The 22,091-nt window shown below is 48.8% G+C and carries 17 protein-coding genes; 16 read left to right on the top strand and 1 reads right to left on the bottom strand.

Going from position 1 to position 22,091, the window contains the following annotated elements; all coding sequences use genetic code 11:
* The first annotated feature begins 254 nt into the window (after positions 1-254).
* The 11 genes from hpf (at position 255) to argH (ending at position 14,030) form a co-directional block, all read left to right on the top strand.
* Positions 255-800 (top strand): ribosome hibernation-promoting factor, HPF/YfiA family, encoded by a 546-nt coding sequence (hpf, locus tag RCO25_RS05815; RefSeq protein WP_308995191.1) that lies wholly within the window; start codon positions 255-257, stop codon positions 798-800.
* A 139-nt stretch (positions 801-939) separates the two neighbouring features.
* Positions 940-3,447: a preprotein translocase subunit SecA gene (gene secA / locus RCO25_RS05810; RefSeq protein ID WP_308995190.1), complete on the top strand. Its 2,508-nt coding sequence runs from the start codon at positions 940-942 to the stop codon at positions 3,445-3,447.
* A 67-nt stretch (positions 3,448-3,514) separates the two neighbouring features.
* A protein-coding gene (prfB, locus tag RCO25_RS05805) for a peptide chain release factor 2 (protein WP_308995189.1) occupies positions 3,515-4,622 on the top strand; the annotation gives its coding sequence in 2 pieces (ribosomal slippage) (positions 3,515-3,586 and positions 3,588-4,622; 1,107 coding nt in all).
* 87 nt (positions 4,623-4,709) lie between these two features.
* Positions 4,710-5,594 (top strand): YitT family protein, encoded by an 885-nt coding sequence (locus tag RCO25_RS05800; RefSeq protein WP_374992067.1) that lies wholly within the window; start codon positions 4,710-4,712, stop codon positions 5,592-5,594.
* Between the two features lie 302 nt (positions 5,595-5,896).
* A complete protein-coding gene (gene argC / locus RCO25_RS05795; protein WP_308995188.1) occupies positions 5,897-6,946 on the top strand; it encodes an N-acetyl-gamma-glutamyl-phosphate reductase in 1,050 nt (349 codons plus the stop codon).
* A 64-nt stretch (positions 6,947-7,010) separates the two neighbouring features.
* A complete protein-coding gene (gene argJ, locus RCO25_RS05790; RefSeq protein ID WP_308995187.1) occupies positions 7,011-8,252 on the top strand; it encodes a bifunctional ornithine acetyltransferase/N-acetylglutamate synthase in 1,242 nt (413 codons plus the stop codon).
* A 51-nt stretch (positions 8,253-8,303) separates the two neighbouring features.
* On the top strand, positions 8,304-9,089 hold the full coding sequence (gene argB, locus RCO25_RS05785) for an acetylglutamate kinase (protein ID WP_308995362.1): 786 nt from the start codon (positions 8,304-8,306) through the stop codon (positions 9,087-9,089).
* 5 nt (positions 9,090-9,094) lie between these two features.
* A complete protein-coding gene (locus RCO25_RS05780; protein WP_308995186.1) occupies positions 9,095-10,297 on the top strand; it encodes an acetylornithine transaminase in 1,203 nt (400 codons plus the stop codon).
* 45 nt (positions 10,298-10,342) lie between these two features.
* A complete protein-coding gene (argF, locus tag RCO25_RS05775; RefSeq protein WP_308995185.1) occupies positions 10,343-11,308 on the top strand; it encodes an ornithine carbamoyltransferase in 966 nt (321 codons plus the stop codon).
* Between the two features lie 50 nt (positions 11,309-11,358).
* A complete protein-coding gene (locus RCO25_RS05770) occupies positions 11,359-12,588 on the top strand; it encodes an argininosuccinate synthase (RefSeq protein WP_169084637.1) in 1,230 nt (409 codons plus the stop codon).
* A 26-nt stretch (positions 12,589-12,614) separates the two neighbouring features.
* Complete coding sequence (gene argH / locus RCO25_RS05765) at positions 12,615-14,030, top strand: argininosuccinate lyase (protein WP_308995184.1); 1,416 nt, start codon at positions 12,615-12,617, stop codon at positions 14,028-14,030.
* A 205-nt stretch (positions 14,031-14,235) separates the two neighbouring features.
* Here the strand turns inward: argH and RCO25_RS05760 are convergent, their stop codons facing one another.
* On the bottom strand, positions 14,236-15,690 hold the full coding sequence (locus RCO25_RS05760; protein WP_308995183.1) for a VanW family protein: 1,455 nt from the start codon (positions 15,688-15,690) through the stop codon (positions 14,236-14,238).
* A gap of 203 nt (positions 15,691-15,893) precedes the next feature.
* Between RCO25_RS05760 and ftsE the strand changes: the two genes are divergently transcribed.
* From ftsE to RCO25_RS05735, 5 genes are all read left to right on the top strand, one after another.
* Positions 15,894-16,580 carry a cell division ATP-binding protein FtsE gene (gene ftsE, locus RCO25_RS05755; RefSeq protein ID WP_308995182.1) on the top strand — a complete coding sequence of 229 codons (687 nt, stop codon included), beginning with the start codon at positions 15,894-15,896 and terminating at the stop codon, positions 16,578-16,580.
* Complete coding sequence (ftsX, locus tag RCO25_RS05750) at positions 16,570-17,487, top strand: permease-like cell division protein FtsX (protein ID WP_308995181.1); 918 nt, start codon at positions 16,570-16,572, stop codon at positions 17,485-17,487. Before ftsE ends, ftsX begins: the two co-directional genes overlap by 11 nt.
* Before the next feature lie 12 nt (positions 17,488-17,499).
* Positions 17,500-18,759 (top strand): murein hydrolase activator EnvC family protein, encoded by a 1,260-nt coding sequence (locus tag RCO25_RS05745; protein ID WP_308995180.1) that lies wholly within the window; start codon positions 17,500-17,502, stop codon positions 18,757-18,759.
* Between the two features lie 181 nt (positions 18,760-18,940).
* Positions 18,941-20,398: a S41 family peptidase gene (locus RCO25_RS05740; RefSeq protein WP_308995179.1), complete on the top strand. Its 1,458-nt coding sequence runs from the start codon at positions 18,941-18,943 to the stop codon at positions 20,396-20,398.
* 195 nt (positions 20,399-20,593) lie between these two features.
* The gene (locus tag RCO25_RS05735; protein WP_308995178.1) at positions 20,594-21,907 is read left to right on the top strand and encodes a PDZ domain-containing protein; all 1,314 of its coding nucleotides are present in this window, start codon (positions 20,594-20,596) and stop codon (positions 21,905-21,907) included.
* Positions 21,908-22,091: the final 184 nt, after the last annotated feature.

Genomic DNA, 22,091 nt, shown 5'->3' with positions numbered 1-22,091 from the left:
CATTCGGCTGATCCAGCCAACCTATATTTTGGATCATTAATCAAAAAAACCAACATAAGCTCCGGGAAACCGGGGCTTTTTTTTGTGCATGATAAGCTCATTGTCTGTACTGTATCGCAAGGCTTGGCTGAATTGATTTTAAATCTACTAGTCCTACAGCATCAATTATCTGAAAATTCTAAATAAAACAAAAACTATTTTGATTCGAGCACTTACATATGATATAATAAACCCATGTAAAGGAGGAGTTCCCCATGAACTACAACATTCGAGGTCAACACTTTCAAGTGACAGACGCATTGAGAGACTACGTCGAAAAAAAACTCAGCCGATTGGATAAATATTTTGAAGCACCAATCACCTCCGATATTAACGCAACATTATCCGTCACCAAAGGTAGACATGCAGTTGAGGTGACCATTCCGCTCACCGGTGTCATGCTAAGAGCCGAGGAGAAAAGCGAGGATATGTACGCATCCATTGATTTGGTCGCGGACAAACTCGAACGACAAATACGCAAACATAAAACGAAAGTAAATCGTAAGTTCCGCCAAGGCAGCGGCGTACGCGCCTTATTCAAGGAGGAAGGCTCAGCAGTGGGCGTTCTGGAGGAAGAAGACGATTTGGAACTCGTACGTACCAAACGTTTTGCGCTCAAGCCTATGGATGTGGAAGAAGCGATTTTGCAAATGAATATGGTAGGGCATAATTTCTTCGTTTTTTCGAATGTAGACAACAAAGAGATTAGCGTTGTTTACAAACGCAGCGACGGAAAATATGGATTAATTGAGCAAGGCTAACTGTCATTATACTTAAATCAAAGGGCCTTTTCTCCAATATGGAGAAAGGCTTTTTCTTTTAGATGCATCCTCGTTGCGGCGGTGTCGACAAACTGATACAATTTAATGCAAAGAGGCGTCATTACGAAAGGGGAATTCCATGCTCGGATTAGTGAAGAAGATATTTGGTGACCATAACGAGCGCGAGGTAAAACGGCTCCAGCGGACGGTAGATGAAATAAATGCGATAGAGTCAAAGTTTACGTCTTTATCCGATGAAGCGCTGCGCGCGAAGACTGAGGAATTCAGAGCGAGAATTGAAAAAGGCGAAACGCTAGACAAAATTTTGCCGGAAGCTTTTGCAACGGTGAGAGAGGCTTCCAAGCGTACGCTTGGCATGCGTCACTTTGATGTGCAGCTGCTCGGCGGTATGGTTCTGCACGAAGGCAAGATCGCGGAGATGAGAACAGGTGAAGGTAAGACGCTTGTTGCGACGCTCCCGGTTTATTTGAATGCTTTGCTGGGCAAAGGCGTTCACGTAATTACGGTCAATAACTACCTGGCTCAGCGTGATAGCGAGCTTATGGGTGAGCTGTATGGCTTTCTAGGCATGACAGTCGGCTGTAACCTGCACGGCTTGTCGCATGATGAGAAGCAAGAGGCTTATGCTTGTGACATAACTTACGGAACGAACAATGAATTTGGATTCGATTATTTGCGCGACAACATGGTTCTTTACAAGGAACAAATGGTTCAGCGCCCGCTTTATTTTGCCATTATCGATGAAGTGGATTCCATTTTAGTCGATGAAGCGCGGACGCCGCTTATTATTTCGGGACAAGCTGCGAAATCGACAGAGCTTTATTTTGCCGCAGACCGCTTTATTAGCCGTTTGAAACCTGAAGAGGACTTCACGATTGATATTAAGCTGCGCAGCGTTATGCTGACGGAATCAGGCGTTGAGAAAACAGAGAAGGCTTTCCAAATCGAGAACCTATTCGACCATGCGAACGTAACGCTGAACCACCACATTCAACAAGCGCTGAAAGCTAACTTTATTATGAAGCGCGATGTTGATTATGTCGTGGAAGAAGAAGAGGTTGTCATTGTCGATGAGTTCACGGGCCGTCTGATGTCTGGACGCCGTTACAGCGATGGCTTGCACCAAGCGATTGAAGCGAAAGAGCAGCTGAAGGTTCAGAACGAGAGCATGACGCTTGCGACGATTACCTTCCAGAACTATTTCCGTATGTATCGCAAGCTTGCAGGTATGACGGGTACGGCGAAAACAGAGGAAGAAGAGTTCAAGCGTATATATGGTCTTGACGTTATTCAAGTGCCTACAAACCGTTCTATGATCCGTAAAGATATTGCGGACGTTGTCTATAAATCCGAGAATGGCAAATTCAAAGCGGTCGTAGAAGAGATCGTCGAGCGTCACAGCAAAAACCAACCGGTACTGGTAGGTACGATTTCCATTGAGAACTCTGAGAAGCTGTCGGATATGCTGAAACGCCGAGGCGTGACGCATAAGGTGCTCAATGCGAAGTTCCATGCGGAGGAAGCGGAAATCATTTCACGCGCGGGACAAGCCGGCTCCGTTACGATTGCAACGAACATGGCTGGTCGTGGTACGGATATTTTGCTGGGCGAATCCGTTGCTGATCTTGGCGGCTTGCATATTATCGGTACAGAGCGTCATGAAAGCCGTCGTATCGATAATCAGCTGCGCGGTCGTGCGGGACGTCAAGGCGATCCGGGTTCTTCGCAGTTTTACTTGTCGCTTGAAGATGAACTGATGCGCCGCTTCGGTTCGGAGAATATTATGGGCATGATGGATAAGCTGGGACTCGATGAGGATCAGCCGATTGAAAGCCGCATGATTTCGAGAGCAATTGAGTCGGCACAGAAGCGTGTTGAGGGCAATAACTTCGACATCCGGAAGGTCGTCTTGCAATACGATGATGTAATGAACCAACAACGTGAGGTTATTTATAAGCAGCGCCGTGACATTCTTGGATCGGAGAACATCCGCCAGGAAGTAATGGATATGATCAAACCTGTTATCGACCGTATTGTTGAAGCACACTGCGCAGAAGATATTCCAGAGGATTGGGATCTTCAGGCCATTGTGGATTACGCGCACGCTACCTTCCTTCAGGAAGGATCTTTGTCGAAGGAAGAAATTTGGGGCAAAGAGAAAGAGGAGATTATCGACTATATTTATGAAGAGGTCGTTGCTTCTTACGATGAGCGCGAGGAAGAGCTTGGACCTGAAACGATGCGTGAATTCGAGAAAGTTGTCGTGCTGCGTGCAGTAGACAGCAAATGGATGGATCACATCGATGCGATGGACCAGCTTCGTCAAGGTATCCATTTGCGTGCATATGGCGGTACGGATCCGCTTCGCGAATATCAATTCGAAGGCTTCGAGATGTTCAAGGAAATGATCGAGAGCATTCAAGAGGAAGTCGCTAGATATATCATGAAGGCGCGTGTGGAAAGCAACCTTGAACGTCAAGAGGTAGCTCAAGGCCAAACGACGACGACTAGCGGCGGCGGGGAAGCGATCGAGAAACGTCCGGCTAAACGTGAGGAACGCGTAGGCCGCAATGATGTTTGTCCTTGCGGAAGCGGCAAGAAGTATAAGCTTTGTCACGGCAAGTAAGGAACAGCCATCGAGTGCCTGGCATAGAATAGAGAATGAACAATTATTTTGAGGTGAAGCGGAAGCTATGATAGACATAACGGTTAAACAAGACCTGCGTGAAATGGCCAAGCGTCTCCAAGAACTCAGGGGGTCTCTTTGACTTAGATCTTAAGCAGGAGATCATTGCCAATTTCGAAGAGAAAATGACGATGCCGGATTTCTGGGATGATAATGAAAAGGCGCAAAGCGTTATTTCCGAGATGAATGCGGTGAAGTCGGTCGTTGATCATTACGATGGGCTAAATAGCGAGCAGGAAGACCTTCAGATGATGTTGGAGCTGGCCGAAGAGGAAAGCGACGAGTCACTTGCAGCAGACGTTGTAAACGGCACCCAGAAGCTTATGCGCAAAGTGAGCGATTTTGAGCTTCAGCTGCTGCTCAATCAGCCTTACGATAAGCTCAATGCGATTCTTGAGCTGCATCCTGGAGCAGGCGGTACGGAGTCGCAGGACTGGGGACTCATGCTTTACAGGATGTATACGCGCTGGGCGGAGAAGAGCGGCTTCAAGGTAGAGCTTCTTGATTACTTGCCCGGCGATGAGGCTGGTATTAAAAGCGTTACGATTTTGGTAAAAGGCTTTAACGCTTATGGTTATCTAAAGGCCGAGAAGGGCGTACACAGGCTTGTCCGTATTTCTCCATTTGATTCCGCGGGCCGTCGTCATACGTCGTTTGCTTCTTGTGATGTCGTTCCCGAAATCGATGACAGCATCGAGATTGATATTCGTACTGAGGACCTGAAGGTGGACACGTACCGTGCAAGCGGTGCGGGCGGCCAGCACGTCAATAAGACTGAGTCGGCGATCCGGATCACGCATATTCCTTCAGGGATTGTGGTAGCCTGTCAACAGGAACGTTCACAAATTCAGAACCGGGAGCGAGCGATGAAGATGCTTCGTTCTAAGCTGTATGAACGGAAAATAGAAGAGCAAATCAAGCATCTCGCTGAAATTCGCGGCGAGCAGTCCGAGATTGCATGGGGCAGCCAAATTCGTTCTTATGTATTCCACCCGTACAGCATGGTGAAGGATCACCGTACTTCGGTGGAGACGGGAAATGTAGGCGCAGTTATGGATGGCGATATCGATGCTTTTATTGACGGTTATTTGCGTCATCAGATTCGTCATGATTAAATAAACAGCTTTGGGGAAGAGTTCCGACACGGTATGCGTGTGGAGCTCTTCTTTTTGCGAAAATCAGCTTGCGAGGAGATAAAAGGCATGAAAGAGAGCACGATGAAACGAAGAAAGGGAGGACGCAGCTTAAGTCCCAGAGCCCAGTCGGCGTGGAGCATTGTCCAGCTGCTGATTGGTTCGGTTATTGTGGCGATTAGCTTCAATATGTTTATGGTGCCAAATGGGATTGCTTCAGGCGGGGTTTCGGGGGTGTCTATTCTAGTGCAGAGAGTGGCTGGCATAACGCCTGCGCTTACGCAGTGGGCAATCAATATACCGTTGTTTATCGCAGGCATATGGTTGCTGGGCAAACGATTCGCGGCGAAAACGGCGCTTGGCTCCGTCATATTGCCGCTGTTCGTATTATTGACGGACGGTTTCAAATCTCCGACCGACAATCCCCTTCTTGCAGCAATTTACGGAGGCATTGGGGTCGGTCTAGGCCTTGGGCTTGTTTTTCGAGGGGGAGCTTCTACCGGAGGTTTGGATTTAGCTGCGCAAATTTTACATCGTTATACAGGGCTTCCGCTGAGCCTAGCCATCGTTTGCTTTGACGGATGTGTGATCGTGGCAGCCGGCTTTATCATTTCTCCGGAGGTTGCGCTTTACGCATTGATCGGGTTGTTCGTGACAAGCAAGACGATTGATTTTGTACAAAGCGGATTGCAGCTCTCTAAAGTGGCTTTTATTATTAGCGAACGTTCAGAGGAGGTCTCTGCGTCAATATTGAATGATTTGGACCGGGGCCTAACGCGGCTTGATGGACATGGGGGCTACACGGGAGCTGGGCGCACGGTCCTGATGGTTGTCGTGGGACAGAATGAAGTGCCGAAGCTGAAACAGATTGTGCGAACGATCGATCCGGGAGCTTTTGTTATTATTAGCAATACGGCTGAAGTGCTGGGGCAGGGATTTAAGTTGGAGAGCTAATTGGCCAATTGTATATCATTTTTAATGGTTGTATGATATTGTTAAAAGAGAACAAATGTTCTTGTTTTCAATTAAATAAAACTGTTAAACTGCCTAAATAGTTGATAATTGTTCGTTGTATTAATATTAATTCGAATGTATAATAATACAAAGCAATGTGCGTATTTCCATCAACTGCCGAATGTTGTACAATTATAAGTTGAGGAAGAAGACAACCTTTCCGCATGCGGAAAGAGCAATAGATACAGCTGCAGCACCGTTCATATTACGAATGCAGCATTTCGTTTCGGGGAGAGATTAACATGAGCACAAAGGTGAAAATAGCGATTATCGGATCAACCGGCTACGGCGGTGTAGAGCTCATTCGATTGCTCGCATCCCATCCGCTCGCAGAGGTTACATCGGTCATTTCTTCATCCAGCGCGGGGACGTCAATTACGGAAGGCTATCCGCATTTAACGGGCATTCGCGAGGAACTGCTTGATGATGTCGAGCCAGCAGCGATTAAAGCGAAAGCAGACGTCGTGTTTCTTGCTACACCTGCAGGGGTGGCAGCCAAGCTGGTTCCTTCATTACTTGAGGCTGGTTTGAAAATCATTGATTTGTCTGGGGATTTCCGATTGAAAGCACCTGGCCTATACGAGCAGTGGTATAAAAAACCTGCTGCAGATGAGGTATACTTGAAACAAGCGGTATTCGGTCTGGCAGAAATATACGGGAATCAGGTTCTGGATGCTCCCTTTATTTCGAATCCGGGCTGCTACCCGACTGCGACGCTGCTTGGGCTTATCCCTGCGGTCAAAGCGGGCTGGATTGATCCTTCTACTATTATTATTGATGCTAAATCCGGGGTTTCTGGTGCGGGCCGAGGCGCATCGCTGGGCACCCACTACTCCGAGCTGAATGAGAATTTAAGAGCTTATAAGTTAAATAAGCATCAACATATCCCGGAAATTGAAATGGTGTTATCCGATGCGGCTAATGAGCCCGTTGTGACCACCTTTACGACGCATCTCGTGCCGATGACACGCGGCATTATGACTACGATGTACGCTTCGGTTCAAGGTGAGCATAGCACGAATGATTTTATCGAGCTGTATCGCAACTACTATGAAGGCCGTAAGTTTGTTCGTATTCGCCCGGAAGGCCAGTGGCCTTCTACGAAGGAAGTATGGGGCTCCAACTATTGCGATATTGGCTTTGCTGTCGATGAGCGTACGGGACGTATAACCATTGTTTCGGTAATCGACAATCTGGTTAAAGGCGCTGCGGGTCAAGCGATCCAAAACTTGAACCTGATGATGGGCTGGGACGAGACGCTTGGTTTGCAGTTCGTTCCCGTATATCCTTAAAGCGAAATTATATCTTTTGATCTCATATCCATATTCATACAGGTGAAGGAGAAACGATTTTACGATGGGACAGGATAATACGACAGCTTTGTTCTCGGTCGTCGCGGACGGCTCGATAACAACGCCTCAAGGCTTTACGGTAGGCGGACTGCACTGCGGTCTGAAGAAAACGACGCGCCATGATCTTGGCGCAATTGTTTGCGAGGTGCCGGCTTCGGCAGCTGGTGTGTATACAACGAATGCGTTTCAAGCTGCTCCGCTGCAAGTCACTCGTGAGAGCATTGCCTCTGGCGGCGTGTTGCGCGCTGTGCTTGTCAACAGCGGAAATGCCAATGCTTGCACAGGCAAGCAAGGCGAAGCGGATGCGTACGAGATGCGGTCCCGATTCGCGGAATCTATCGGGGTGTCGGCGGATCATGTTGCGGTTGCTTCAACCGGCGTAATCGGTGAGCTGCTCAAAATGGACAAAGTGCGCAGCGGCATTGACGGTCTTCCGGCTAAGCTGGGTGGCGATCGCGCAGGCGCGGATGATTTTTGCCAAGCGATATTGACGACCGATCTGGTTCAGAAAATGGTATGCGTAGAGCTTGAGCTGGACGGCAATCGCGTTTACGTGGCAGGTGCGGCCAAAGGCTCGGGCATGATTCATCCGAATATGGCAACGATGCTTGGTTTTGTCACGACGGATGCGGCTATTGGCAGCGACGCGCTTCAGCAATTGCTGCGCCAATCGACTGATTTGACGTTCAATATGATAACGGTTGACGGCGATACCAGCACGAACGATATGCTCGTGGCTATGGCGAGCGGACTTGCAGGCAATAAGGAGCTAACGCCGGAACATGAGGGCTGGGCAGCATATGCGGCAGCGATTCGTTATGTGTGCGAGGTGCTGGCGAAAGCTATCGCACGCGACGGAGAAGGCGCAACCAAGCTCGTCGAGGTGCAGGTGAACGGAGCGATCAGCGACGATTCTGCCCAAGCGATTGCGAAGACGGTTATCGGATCGTCGCTCGTGAAGTCCGCCGTATTCGGCGCGGACGCGAACTGGGGCCGTATTATCGCGGCGGTAGGCCGGGCAGGCCAGCCGGTTAATCCAGAGACGGTGGACATCCGTCTGGGTGATATTTTAACGTTAGAGCAATCTCGTCCAGTTGGATTTGATGAAGAGATTGCCTTGGAATATTTAAAAGGCGATACGGTCGTCATTCGTGTAGACCTACATAATGGTGAAGGACAGGCAACCGCATGGGGCTGCGATTTAACCTATGATTATGTCCGGATCAATGCGGCATATCGGACATAAGCAAAGTAAACGCTTGGAGGGTATGATTCAGTGACGGAGCAACGATTTGTTATGAAATGCGGAGGCAGCACGCTTGCAGCGCTTCCGAATAGCTTTTTTGATGAGCTGCGCGAGCTGCAGCTTACAGGTATTCTTCCGGTCATCGTGCACGGCGGCGGTCCTGCTATATCGGAGACGCTCGGTAAGCTAGGCATCGAGACCGGATTCGTGAATGGCTTGCGTATTACGAATGATGCTGTTCTCGATGTAGTTGAGATGGTGCTTGCGGGACGTATCAATAAAGAAATCGTACGTAAGATCCAGATCAATGGCGCGAAGGCGCTCGGTTTATCAGGCGTTGACGGTATGCTCATTCTGGCTCAGCCGGTATCGAATGCGGCGGAGATCGGTTTCGTTGGCGACGTCACAGACGTGAACGCTGCGATTATAGAGGGCGTCATGGGAATGGGTTATATTCCAGTCATTGCCCCAATCGGGATTGACGATCAAGGCCAGCGCTACAATATCAATGCGGATACAGCGGCAGGCGCTGTCGCTTCTCATCTAGGGGTAGAGCGTATGATTGTCGTGACGGATGTTCCGGGTATTTTGAAAACGGTTGATGGAGAGAAGCAAGTGCTTCCCGTTGTTTCCGTGGCAGAAATCGAAGAGATGATAGTTAGCGGTGAAATCTACGGCGGCATGATTCCGAAAGTGCGCGCAGCGATACAGTGCATACAAGGTCGTGTGCGTGAGGTTGTCATTGTAAGCGGCGAGGTTCAGGGTGTGTTGACCAAGGCTGTCCGCGAGGGCGGCGTCGGTACTCGAATTGTTCAGACGAATGAAGGGCAGGTGTAAGGTCGATGAGTGAGACAAATACAGCTTCGGCTGTTGACCAATCATTATTTCCTACCTATGCAAGGTATCCGATCGCATTGGTGAAGGGCGACGGAAGCTGGCTATGGGATGACCAAGGAAATAAATACCTAGATTTCATGAGCGGTATTGCCGTTACGAATCTCGGGCATGCTCCTAAACAAATCAAAGCAGCTTTAATCAAGCAGCTTGATGAGCTGTGGCATGTATCTAATTTGTTTCATATTCCAAACCAGGCGGATGCAGGCAAGCTTATCACCGATAACAGTTGCGCGGATGCTGTTTTTTTCTGCAATTCGGGCGCCGAGGCGAACGAAGCCGCGATAAAGCTGGCTCGTCGTTATAATCAGAAGGTTTTGAATAACGGACGTTTTGAAATCATTACTTTCGAACAATCCTTTCATGGCCGGACCCTTGCAACGCTTACGGCAACGGGCCAAGCCAAGGTGAAGGAAGGTTTTGCACCGCTTCCTGAAGGTTTCAAAACCATCCCATTGAACGATCTGGCTGCGCTTGAAGCGGCTGTTTCGGACCAGACAGCAGCCATTATGCTGGAAATGGTTCAAGCGGAGGGCGGTATTTATCCGGTTGATCCTGTCTATTTGAAGGAGCTTGTCGCTTTATGCGAGAAGCAAGGCGTTCTGCTTATCGTGGATGAGATTCAGACCGGAATGGGGCGTACGGGCAAGCTGTTCGCGTATGAGCATTACGGCATTGAACCTGATATTTTCACCATGGCAAAAGGTCTAGGAAGCGGCTTCCCGGTCGGCGCTATGGCAGCGAAGGAGAAGCTTCGTGAAGGCTTCACCGCAGGCAGTCATGGATCGACGTTCGGAGGAACTCCAATCGCGACAGCCGTTGTGAAAGCGACGCTTGAGACGATTGTGGGAGAAGGTCTTTCTGAGCGTGCTGCGCAAAAGGGGAAGTATTTGATTTCTCAGCTTCGGGAGAAGCTGGCAGGGAATGCTTTCGTAAAAGAAGTGCGCGGTCTTGGTCTGCTCGTAGGCATCGAATGCGTGGAGCCGATTGCGGAAATATTGAACCAAGCGCAGAAGCGCGGACTGATCGTTATTTCGGCAGGACCGAATGTCATTCGCCTATTGCCTAATTTGTTAGTTACGGATGAAGAAATCGATTTGGCAGTTTCGCTTTTGGCAGAACTGCTGGAAGAGAAGCGGCCCGTCGTTTAATAAGATAGACATGCAGATTGTTTGAACCTGAGGGAGGGCTATACCATGCAAGGAACAGGAACTGTAAACGAGGAATTGGCGCAAAGCTTAAAGGGGCGCGACTTTCTAATGCTGGTTGATTTCAAGCCGGAGGAAATCCGATACTTGATCGATCTTGCCATTGACCTGAAACAAAAGCAAAAAGCAGGCGAAACCCACCATGTGCTCAAAGGAAAAACGCTCGGAATGATTTTTGAAAAATCCTCGACGCGTACGCGCGTTTCGTTTGAGGTCGGCATGTACCAGCTGGGCGGACAAGGGCTTTTCCTTAGCGGAAATGACCTGCAGATTGGACGCGGCGAGACAATCTGGGATACCGCCCAGACGCTGTCCCGCTACCTTGATGGGATTATGATTCGTACATTCGCGCACCGTAAAGTAGTTGAGCTTGCCCGCGGGGCGACGATTCCGGTTATCAACGGTTTGACGGATCTTTCGCATCCTTGCCAAGCCCTAGCGGATTACCAAACAATTCTTGAGCAAAAGGGCCGTCTGGAAGGCTTGAAAATCGCTTACATTGGCGATGGCAATAACATGACGCATTCCTTGCTGATGGGTGCTGCAAAGCTTGGTCTTCATATGTCGGTTGCGACGCCTGAAGGCTATGGGCCGGATGCGGATATCATTCAGCAAACGAAGGATCATGCCGCCGAGACGGGCTCGAAAATTCATATTTGCCGCGATCCGAAGGAAGCAATTGCTGATGCGGATATCGTATACACGGACGTGTGGGCGAGTATGGGGCAGGAAGCGGAGCAGAAGGAACGTGAGGTTGCTTTTGCCGCTTATCAGGTGAACGAGGCGTTAACGAAGTACGCGAAAAAGGATTACCTCTTTATGCACTGCTTGCCGGCTCATCGCGGCGAAGAAGTGAGCGAGGGCGTAATCGACGGCGACAGCTCCATTATTTTTGACCAGGCGGAAAACCGTCTCCATGCGCAAAAAGCGATCATGGCTGCAATTATGTCCTAGCTTAACCGCTTAACGATATGAATTCATTCGAAGGGAAGTAAAATACTACTATGGCAAAAGAAAAAATCGTGCTCGCCTATTCAGGCGGCCTGGATACATCGGTTATCCTCAAATGGCTGAAAGAAACATACGACGCTGAAATTATCGCATTCACGGCTGATATCGGCCAAAAGGACGAGCTTGACGGCTTGGAAGCCAAAGCACTCGCAACAGGCGCTTCCAAAGTATACATTGACGATCTTCGCGATGAGTTCGCAAAGGACTTTATCTATCCGATGTTTCAAGCAGGAACATTGTATGAAGGCCAATACCTGCTCGGCACATCGATTGCCCGCCCGCTTATCGCAAAGCGCATGGTTGATATCGCACGTGCGGAAGGCGCGGCTTATATCGCGCATGGCGCAACAGGCAAAGGCAACGACCAAGTTCGTTTCGAGCTGACTGCTGCCGCGCTTGCTCCGGAGATCGGCGTTATTGCTCCATGGAGACTTGAAGCATTCCGCGAGGAATTCCCGGGCCGTGCTGAAATGATCGCTTACGCGGAAAAACACAACATTCCGGTTACCGCATCCGCTGCGAAGCCGTATTCGACTGACCGCAACCTGCTGCATATTAGCTTTGAGAGCGGCATGCTCGAAGATCCTTGGTTTGATCCAAGCTCCGAAGAGAACGAGAGCATGTATGTACTGAGCGTCTCGCCAGAGAACGCGCCGGATAAAGCCGAATATGTCGAGCTTACTTTTGCAGAAGGCAATTGTACGGCAATTAACGGCAAGGAGCTTAGCCCGCTTGAGGTGATGGATACGCTCAACGAGCTTGGCGGCAAGCACGGCATTGGACGTGTTGACATGGTAGAAAACCGTTTCGTCGGCATGAAGAGCCGCGGCGTATATGAAACACCGGGCGGAACGATCTTGTTCACCGCTCATCGCAAAATGGAATCCTTGACCATGGACCGCGAGGTTATGCATCTTCGCGACTCCTTGATTGCAAAATACAGCCAGCTTGTTTATAACGGCTTCTGGTTTGCGCCAGAGCGTCTTGCTCTGCAAGCATTGGTAACTGAATCGCAAAAGAACGTGAGCGGCGTCGTTCGCTTGAAGCTTTACAAAGGAAACGTTATCGGAGCAGGCGTGCAAAGCCCGGTTAGCTTGTACAATCCTGACATTGCAACGATGGAAGCAGATCCGTCCAAAGCATACGATCAAGGCGACGCGACAGGCTTCATCCGTCTAAACGCATTGCGTTTGAAGGTATCCTCTGCTGTCAGCAATAAATAAGGTTTACAAGGGAGTGTAACGAACCAGTGAGTAAATTATGGGGCGGTCGTTTTACGAAAAAAACGGACCAATTGGTAGAGGAATACACAGCTTCGATTATGTTCGACAAAGAGCTGGCTGAAGAGGATATTCAAGGCAGTCTGGCTCATGTAACGATGCTGGGCAAGCAGGGTATACTTCCAGCCGATGACGTGGAGAAGATCAAGGACGGTTTGCACCGCGTTCTTCAACGCATTAAACGCGATGATATTGAATTCTCCATTGGCGATGAAGATATTCATATGAATATCGAGAAAACGCTGATTGACGATGTAGGCTCCGTAGGCGGCAAGCTGCATACGGGCCGCAGCCGGAATGACCAAGTGGCAACGGACATGCATTTGTGGCTTCGCAAACGCGTTGTTGAGTTCGTTGATATGCTCTATAAGCTGCAATTTGCGCTTATCGAGCAAGCTAAAGCGAATATCGACACGATTGTGCCGGGTTATACGCATTTGCAGCGCGCGCAGCCGATTCTATTCGCTCATCATTTGATGGCGTATGTATCGATGTTCGGACGTGATATTGAACGTCTGCAGGACAGCTACAAGCGCATCAACGTGCTTCCGCTTGGAGCGGGTGCGCTTGCTGGGACTACCTTCCCAATCGACCGCCATTTCGTAGCCAGCCAGCTGAAATTCGACCGTGTGTATGAGAACAGTCTAGACGCGGTCAGCGACCGTGACTTTATTGTTGAGTTTCTAGCGGACGCTTCGATCATCATGATGCATCTATCGCGTTTAAGCGAGGAACTCATTCTTTGGTCAAGCACGGAGTTTCATTTTGTTGAGCTGGACGATGCGTTCTGCACAGGAAGCAGCATTATGCCGCAAAAGAAAAATCCGGACGTTCCCGAGCTTGTTCGCGGCAAAACCGGACGGGTTTACGGTGATCTTGTTGGCTTGCTGACGGTGCTCAAATCACTGCCGCTTGCTTATAACAAGGATATGCAGGAAGACAAAGAAGGTATGTTCGACACCGTGAAGACGCTGCAAGGCGCGCTTCAGTTGTTCGCTCCGATGATCGCGACGATGAAGGTGAACAAGGAACGCATGCGTCAAGCGGTCAATCAGGATTTCTCGAACGCAACGGACATTGCCGACTTCCTCGTTGGCAAAGGCTTGCCTTTCCGCCAAGCGCATGAGGTGATCGGCAAAACGGTATTGTATTGCATCGAGCAAAACAAGTACCTTCTGGACCTTACGCTAGAGGAGTTCAAGCGGTTCTCGTCGCTGTTTGACGATCGTATCTACGCAGTGCTTCAGCCAGAGCAGGTCGTGAATGCGCGTAACGTCTACGGCGGTACGGCAAAAACGCAGGTTCAGGATGCCATTGGGCGCGCGGAGCTTGCTCTAGAGCAAACGGCGGCATGGGTAACCGAATATTTAGAGCGCAGCAGATAAGCAAAATCGCATTCATCAGCGATGTAATAGAAAAGCAGTTCGGCAAAGCCTTTGCAGGCTTAGGGCCGAACTGCCTTTTTTTTTTGAAATATAAGAAAGTATAAATTTTAACCTTATACGATGCTTAAATTTCACCGCGAAACGAGCTTTTACCGCTAAGGAGGGCGTCAGCCGTGTACCCTTGACCTAAAATTTAGGCAATAGCTTATTGAATGCCATCCTCCAGCAGCGGTTCAGGTGTACTAGGTGTAGGCGTCGGCGTTGCCGATGGACCGTTGCTGCCTTTAAGCGGACCCACTTCGATAACGGTAGGCTGCGCCTTGTAAGTATCACGTGATATGCGATCTCGCGATACTGTTTTGCCATCGCGGAGAAGAGTACGGTAAGTTTCGACAACAAAACCTTGTTTGCCTTGTTCTACGGTGACCTTTTGACCCGGTGATAATTTGGGATTGCTAATCTCCTGAACGATGGGATCTATCGTCTTCAGAGTAACGGAATCGATATCGTAACTCACATCCGCGTCCATCGTACCGAACAGCTTGACGGTGAGCGTGCGGTTCTCCACTGTCGTACGGATTATGAGATGTTTGCCCGTCGTATTTTTGAAACGAAAGTTAATTGCACCGCCCGCGTAGGTAGCATCCTGTCCAATAGGCAAATAAGCAACAGGCAGCGAGTGGTTGCGGCGTTCAACAATTTCTAAGCCAGCTCGAAGCGCCGCATTGTATAGGGTGCTCGATACCTGACAAATCCCGCCTCCAATGCCTGGAACTAGCTTTCCGTTCAAAATAACCGGAGCCTCGCGATAGTCGTACAGCTCCTCGGCTCTCTCGATCAGCTTGTTGTAGTCGAATATTTCATTGGGTGCGAGCTCCCAATCGTTAAGGGCTTCCGCAGTGACGGTTACGTTATGGGCACGTCCCTCCGCGCTCGTCTTGAAATCGGTGGAAAACTCAAGGATTTTTCGCTCGATCCCCTCATCCTTTAATAGATCAAGCGTGAGCTCAGGATGAATGGTGGTAACGGGCAATGCAGCTGTAAATGATTTCTCTACGGGAGCCCCGATTTGCTCCTTCTCCAGAACAACCCACTCATCGACCTTTTCAGTGAGCTCTCTAGTATCCAGGCGGTAGGCATCGGCATGAGGCTCATAGATGACCTTATCCTCATCCGTAATGGTTCGCGTTGCATTTTTGGTTTCGTTCTTTTCAATCCAGCTCCACTGCTTGCGGACAGCGGCATCGAAAGCCTCAGGTTTCCAGCTCTGCAAAAGCGCATACGATTTCTGGAATTGATACCGGTAGACAGCGCGATCCCATATATCTCCTTCGCCAAGCTTTTTTAAGGCTTTGCGGGCTTCATCGAATTTTGCCGTATAACCGAGCTCGGAGACGGACCATTGCTTGCTGTCGCTCGCCGCAGCAGTCGTATGAATCGTTATCGTACGCTCAAGCAGCGATTTCTCATATTGATCGAGCAGATCCAAGGCTTCCTGCACGGGCAGGCCGCCGATTTGTATACCGCCTGCATCCACCTGCTCAGGAACGGTTTTTTGAAGCGCGAAATTCCAGATAAAGCCCCAACCGACAGCTGCAATAAGCAGCAGCGATGCGATGACGATAATACCAATGTGTATACGTTTGACGATACGAATCACTCCTTTCTGCGCGTTTAAAACAAGGCAGTCTTACATGTATATGCTGCATACCTTGTAATTTTGTCTATAGCGCAGTCAGTGCCTGATTCGACAAATGACTTTTAGATGAGATTTGTGAAATATGAGGAAAGCAAGCTTCTTATGAAGGAATTCAGCACAAACTGTCGAAATAGTATTACTGACTATAAACAGGATGTGATAATGTGATTGAGATGCAAGACATATGGAAAACGTACACCGACGGAACGCATGCGTTAAGAGGCGTCTCTGTTCGTATAGATCGCAATGAGTTTGTTTATTTAGTAGGACCATCAGGAGCAGGTAAATCGACATTTATGAAATTGATTTATCGTGAGGAAGTACCGACAAAAGGCCAGCTTTCAGTTAACGGATTTAATATCGGTAAGCTGAAGCCGCGTAAAATTCCGTTTGTTCGACGAAATATAGGCGTTATTTTTCAGGATTTTAGACTATTACCCAAATTAACGGTGTTTGAAAACGTCGCTTTTGCTATGGAGGTTATCGAAGCGCCGACTCGTGTCATCAAGAAAAGGACGATGGAGGTGCTTGACCTCGTCGGTCTGAAGCATAAACATGCGAGCCTGCCCGCGCAATTATCTGGCGGCGAGCAGCAGCGGGTATCGATCGCGAGAGCGATTGTAAATAATCCCACCGTAATTGTGGCGGACGAGCCTACTGGAAACTTGGATCCAGAAACATCGCTCGGCATCATGAATCTGCTCGAAGAGATCAATTTTCGCGGTACGACGATCGTAATGGCTACTCATAACAAGGATATCGTTAACTCTATGCGCAAACGCGTCATTGCAATCGAGAACGGCAATATCGTACGTGACGAGGCTAGAGGGGAGTACGGCTATGAAACTTAGAACCGTAACCCGGCACCTGCGAGAAGGCGCCAAAAACATCATTCGAAACGGATGGATGTCTTTTGCCTCGATGAGCTCCATTTTTATATCGTTGTTCATTCTCGGCATCTTTTTATTGCTGGCATTGAACGTGAATCACATGGCTGCGCAAATCGAAAGCCAAGTACAAATTCGCGTGTTCCTTCAACTAAACGTCGATAAAGCGAAGATTACGGAGCTTCAGAATAAAATCGGTAATCTTACCGAAGTAAGAAAAGTAACGTTTGTGTCCAAAGCAGAGGGACTGGAGCTGCTGCGTAAAAACTTGGGTGAAGATAATAAAGATCTATTAGATGGTTATGAAAATGAAAAAAATCCGCTGCCGGATTCCTTCACGGTGGAGGTTTATGAACCGCAAACGATCGATGCTGCAGCGAAGCAGATCGAAGCGATCAATAAAGCAGATGAGCTAATACCTATTGCTAAAGTCAAATATGGGCAAGGCACAGTTGAGACATTATTTAAAATTACAAATGCCGTGCGTTACATAGGTATCGTCGTCGTCGTTGGTTTATCGGTAACAGCCATGTTCCTTATCTCAAACACGATTAAAATGACCATCATTGCTAGGAGACGGGAAATCGGCATCATGAAGCTGGTCGGAGCTACGAATTCATTTATTCGCTGGCCGTTTTTCATCGAAGGCGCCTTAATTGGAATCATAAGCTCGGTTATTACAACGATAGCCGTATTGCTCAGTTATTCGCAACTGGTAAAGATTACCCAAATGGAATTATCGCTCATGATGATTAAGCTGGTTACTTTACAAGAGTCGGGCCTGTTGACTGCTGCGCTGCTTATCGGTCTTGGAACAATTATTGGAGTTTGGGGCAGTACGATTTCGATACGAAAGTATTTGAAAGTGTAGGTGGATGCGCACGTGAAGAAGAGGAAATGGCTATTATTTATCGCTACGATGATGCTCACGGTATTTGTATTACAGCCAACAGGAGGAGAGGCAGCTTCTCTTAGTAATATCAAGAAACAAATTGCAGCCGCGAAAGCGGAAATGAGGGCAGCGGAGCAGCGTGCTGCCAAAGCGGAGCGGGAAGCAGCGAGCGTGCATCAGCAGGCGGCGTCGGCTAAGAACGAGAAGGTCGATATTGAAAGCAAGAAGACGGAAGCGGAAGCTTCCATTACGAATCTGATGGCAGAGATTGATAATGTCGTCATTAACAAAACAAAAACGCAAGCGCAAAGCGATGCAAAGGAAGAGGAACTGCTGCAAACCGGGCTTGAGCTGGAGCAGGCCGAAGAACGAGTTCAGACACGGGACGAGCTTTTGCAATCACGCATGCGCCTTATGTATACAAACGGATTTGTTTCCTATATGGACGTGCTGCTAAGCGCGACGAGCTTTACTGATTTTATTGATCGTTTTGATGCGCTCCAATCGATTCTTTCCCAGGATCGCGACATCTTAGCTGAGCAAAGAGCGGAAAAAGAGCTCGTTGCGCTTAAGAAAGTAGAAGTTGAGAAGCAGTTTGCTGAAGTAAAGGCAATCTATGAGAAACTGGAGCTTTATGAGGCGCATTTAGTAAAGAAGGAGCAAGAAAAAGAAATCATGATCGCCAGCTATAACAGTAATATCAAACAACTCAACAGCAAGCTTCAGCAGATCGACAGCACCCTGGAGGAGCTTGAAGGAATAAGCGAAGAGCAGGAAGCTTTGCTCATGGAGCTCGCTGCAAAAGTATCAAAGCTGAACGCTGAGAAAAATAGAATTTCAAATCCTTATTCCGGCGGCAAGCTGGGCATGCCGATAAAGGATAATTATCGGATAAGCTCGAACTTTGGCACAAGGGTTCATCCCATTACCGGTAAAAGGCATACGCATACGGGGATGGATTTTGCCGCTCCGCAAGGCACTGATATTTATGCAGCGGAGGATGGCGTCGTTCTGGTCGCGCAATCATGGAGCAGCTACGGCAACTGCGTCATTATCGATCATGGTAACGGCTTGTGGACGCTTTATGGGCATATTCGCAATGGCGGAATCAAGGTCGAGAAGGGCGAGACGGTTAAAAAAGGCCAGAAGATTGCCGAGGTGGGCAGTACGGGCAACTCGACAGGGCCGCATTTGCATTTTGAAGTGCGCAAAAACCAAACACCGGTTAACCCGAGCAGCTATCTAAAATAAGCAATCATTCATAATTTACATTCAGAGGCAGCCCATGTGGCTGCCTTGTTTGAAATCTAAGATCGTATAAACACGAAATGATCATCTTTACCGGTTGAGACAAATAATTGTAAGCGGGTTGTCATATACTAGGGTGGTCTTAAATCTAAGACCGTGGAAGATGAGAAGGTGGTGTAGACAGGTGCATTTCAAAGGACGCACAGTATTCGCGTTCGTTATGCTAACGATGATAGCGTCCGTTCTCGTTACGCTGACGATCGCGGATCAAATGATTAAGCCCGATAAGTACTCAGAGCCTGCTCTCTCAGCATCGGCAGCCGATGAGGGCGAGCGTTTCAGGCTGAAAGAGGACGAGATGAAGAAGCTTAACGCGGTGCTGGAATTAATCGAAACAAAATATTATCAAAAAGTCGATCGCCATGAACTGCTTGATGGTGCAGTGAGCGGAATGATGTCTTCGCTTGATGATCCTTACTCCGTCTATATGGAGAAAGACGTTGCGCAGCATTTTTCAGAATCGATTGAAGGCTCATTCACGGGCATCGGCGCTGAAGTTACACTCGAGAATGGACGGATCGTTGTCGTTTCTCCAATTAAGGGCTCACCGGCCGAACGCTCTGGTTTACTCGCAAAGGACGTGCTGCTATCGGTAAACGGAGCGAAGCTTGACGGCTTGAATTTGCAGGATGCTGTCGCCAAAATCCGTGGCCCCAAAGGAACAAAAGCAAAAATCCAGGTGCAGCGGGCAGGTTTCTCGGAGCCGATACAGCTCGTACTCATCCGCGATGATATCGATGTGGAAACCGTGTACGGCAGTCTGCGTCCCGACGGGACAGGCATTATTGAAATTAGGCAGTTTTCTTTGCATACGGCGGAACGCTTTAAGCAAGAGCTTGCTAAGTTAGAGGAGCAAGGGATGAAGGGCCTCGTTCTGGATGTGCGAAACAATCCGGGAGGTGTGCTGCCGGTTGTCGTGGAGATCGCCCAGACCTTCTTGCCGAAGGGTAAGACGGTGGTGCAGGTGGAGGACCGGGAAGGGAATCGGGAGAAGACGCTGTCTGAGGGACAAAGCAAAACGTACCCGATTGCGGTTCTCATGAATAATGGCAGCGCCAGCGCATCGGAGATCTTAGCGGGCGCTTTGCAGGAAAGCGCGGGAGCGAAGCTGGTCGGCGAAACTTCTTTTGGCAAAGGCACCGTGCAAGTGAGTTATAATAAAGCTCTCGGAGACGGCAGCTTATTGAAGATGACCATCGCTAAATGGTTAACGCCAAACGGCAATTGGATCCATGAAAATGGGATTAAGCCTGATATTGCCGTTCAGCCGCCTGATTTATATACGGTAGCCAGACTTGCTCTTGCTGAGACTCTGAAGCAGGATACACTGGGCGAACAAGTGCGCAGCGTACAAATTATGCTGCACGGGCTTGGGTACGAACCGAAGCGCGAGGACGGCTATTACGGAGCGGAAACGGCAGAAGCCGTGAAGAAATTCCAAACGGAGCACAGCTTGCCGGCTACGGGACAAGTCGATAAGCAAACCGGAGAGGCTCTCGAGAAAGCCGTTGTTAAATGGATACAGGATGAAAAGAACGACACGCAGCTGCATGAGGCAATTAAAGCGGTAAGCAGGAAATGATCAAGCGGTGTCGAATGAATAAGAGGTTGACTCTGTTTAACGGAGTCAGCCTTTTATTTATTTATAAGTATTAATCAGTTTCACAGTATAAGTGTGTTTATATCTCTCTGCGAAACGAGCTTATGCCGCCAGAGGACGGATACAGCCGTTTACGTTTATTTATGCTTAAAAGGGAAATGCGGAACGAGCGAAGGAGTGTTAGCTTTGGAAACGGCGATCGAGTTACTGGAAATGCTCGGGAAGGCGGCTGTCCAATTAGTTGCACAGCCATTTTATTATATTGCGGTGTTATTCATTATTTTACAATATATGAGGCAAATTCGGATGGAACGGCAAATGTTTGCGGTTAAGCTGCACAATTGGCCAAGCCTGGTTTTTAAAGCGATGTTGGCTGGTTTGCTGATTGGTTTAGCCGTGTCTTTAGCAGGAGCGTTCATCGGCGTAACATTAACTGGATCGGCAGTGATGTGGCTGTGGGCGGTTGCGGCCGTTCTCATGATTATACGGATTCGATACTTGTGTTTTGCGTATAGCGCGGGGATCATTACTCTTCTTCAATGGCTCCTTGGATGGACTTCGTTAGCCGAGAGGACTGATTGGCTAGGATCCTTAACTGCATCACTTGCAAATATTGATACAGCAGGGCTACTCGTTTTGGTAGCATTGCTTCATTTGGCAGAAGCTGTGCTTGTTCGCTGGCAAGGCGATCGACTGGCAACGCCATTATTTCTTGAAGGAAAAAGAGGCAAGCTGATCGGCGGTTATATGCTGCAAGGCTTTTGGCCAGTTCCGCTTCTCATGTTAGTGCCGGCTAATGGAGTCGGAGCATCAACTTCAGTATTGCCCTGGACGCCGTTATTTGGAGCTGATTGGTCACAGGGTTGGTCATTCGTAGCTTTGCCCATGATCGTTGGCTTTACGGAAATGACAAGATCATTATTGCCTCGCGAAAAAGCAAAACATGCAGCCAAAGGGCTGCTTCTGTACAGCGTATGCTTGGCGGGCGCAGCTATTTTAGCTTGGTGGCAGCCCCTGCTGCTGCCGCTAGCGGCATTGACGTCGCTGCTGATGCATGAAGCTATTATTTGGAGAAGCCGTTCCAGGGAAGCAGCGCAATCCCCATTGTATGTCAATGACTCGCGCGGCTTGCGGATACTGGGCATCGTACCTGGTTCGCCTGCCTCAGCAATGGGTCTCGTTACAGGCGAGATTTTGCATAAGGTGAACGGAATGCGAGTAAGAACAAAACAGGATCTTTATGAGGCGCTTGTTCAAAACTCCGCATTTTGCAAGCTTGAGGTTTTGAATCTGGAAGGCGAGCTAAAGTTCGCGCAGCGGGCGCGCTTTGCTGGCGAGCATCATCAACTGGGTGTCATTCTAGCTCCGGATGAACAGGCTAACTATTATGCTTCGGCTGGACCTGCTTCATTGCTGGAGCTGCTTCGCAGCTATCATGCCTCTAATCGGCGAGAGGCGCAAGCGGAGAAAGCAGAGCGCCTAAGTGAATAAGCTTCTTATAAGAGAAAACAGACTGTATACGGGCCAAGATCGGCCGTAAACAGTCTGTTTTTTTATGCCTTCTTGCGTTTGAAACGAAGTGCTGCACCTAGAATAAGCAAGCTTCGGACTAGAAGCTTCGTCGAACATAATATTGGCGGTTTGGAAGATGTTCTAACAAATCAAAACCGGATTC

This window comes from Paenibacillus sp. LHD-38 (assembly GCF_031157315.1).
GTDB lineage: Bacteria > Bacillota > Bacilli > Paenibacillales > Paenibacillaceae > Pristimantibacillus.
Note: the sequence above shows the minus strand (reverse complement) of the source record. Positions and strands in the feature narration are given on the sequence as shown.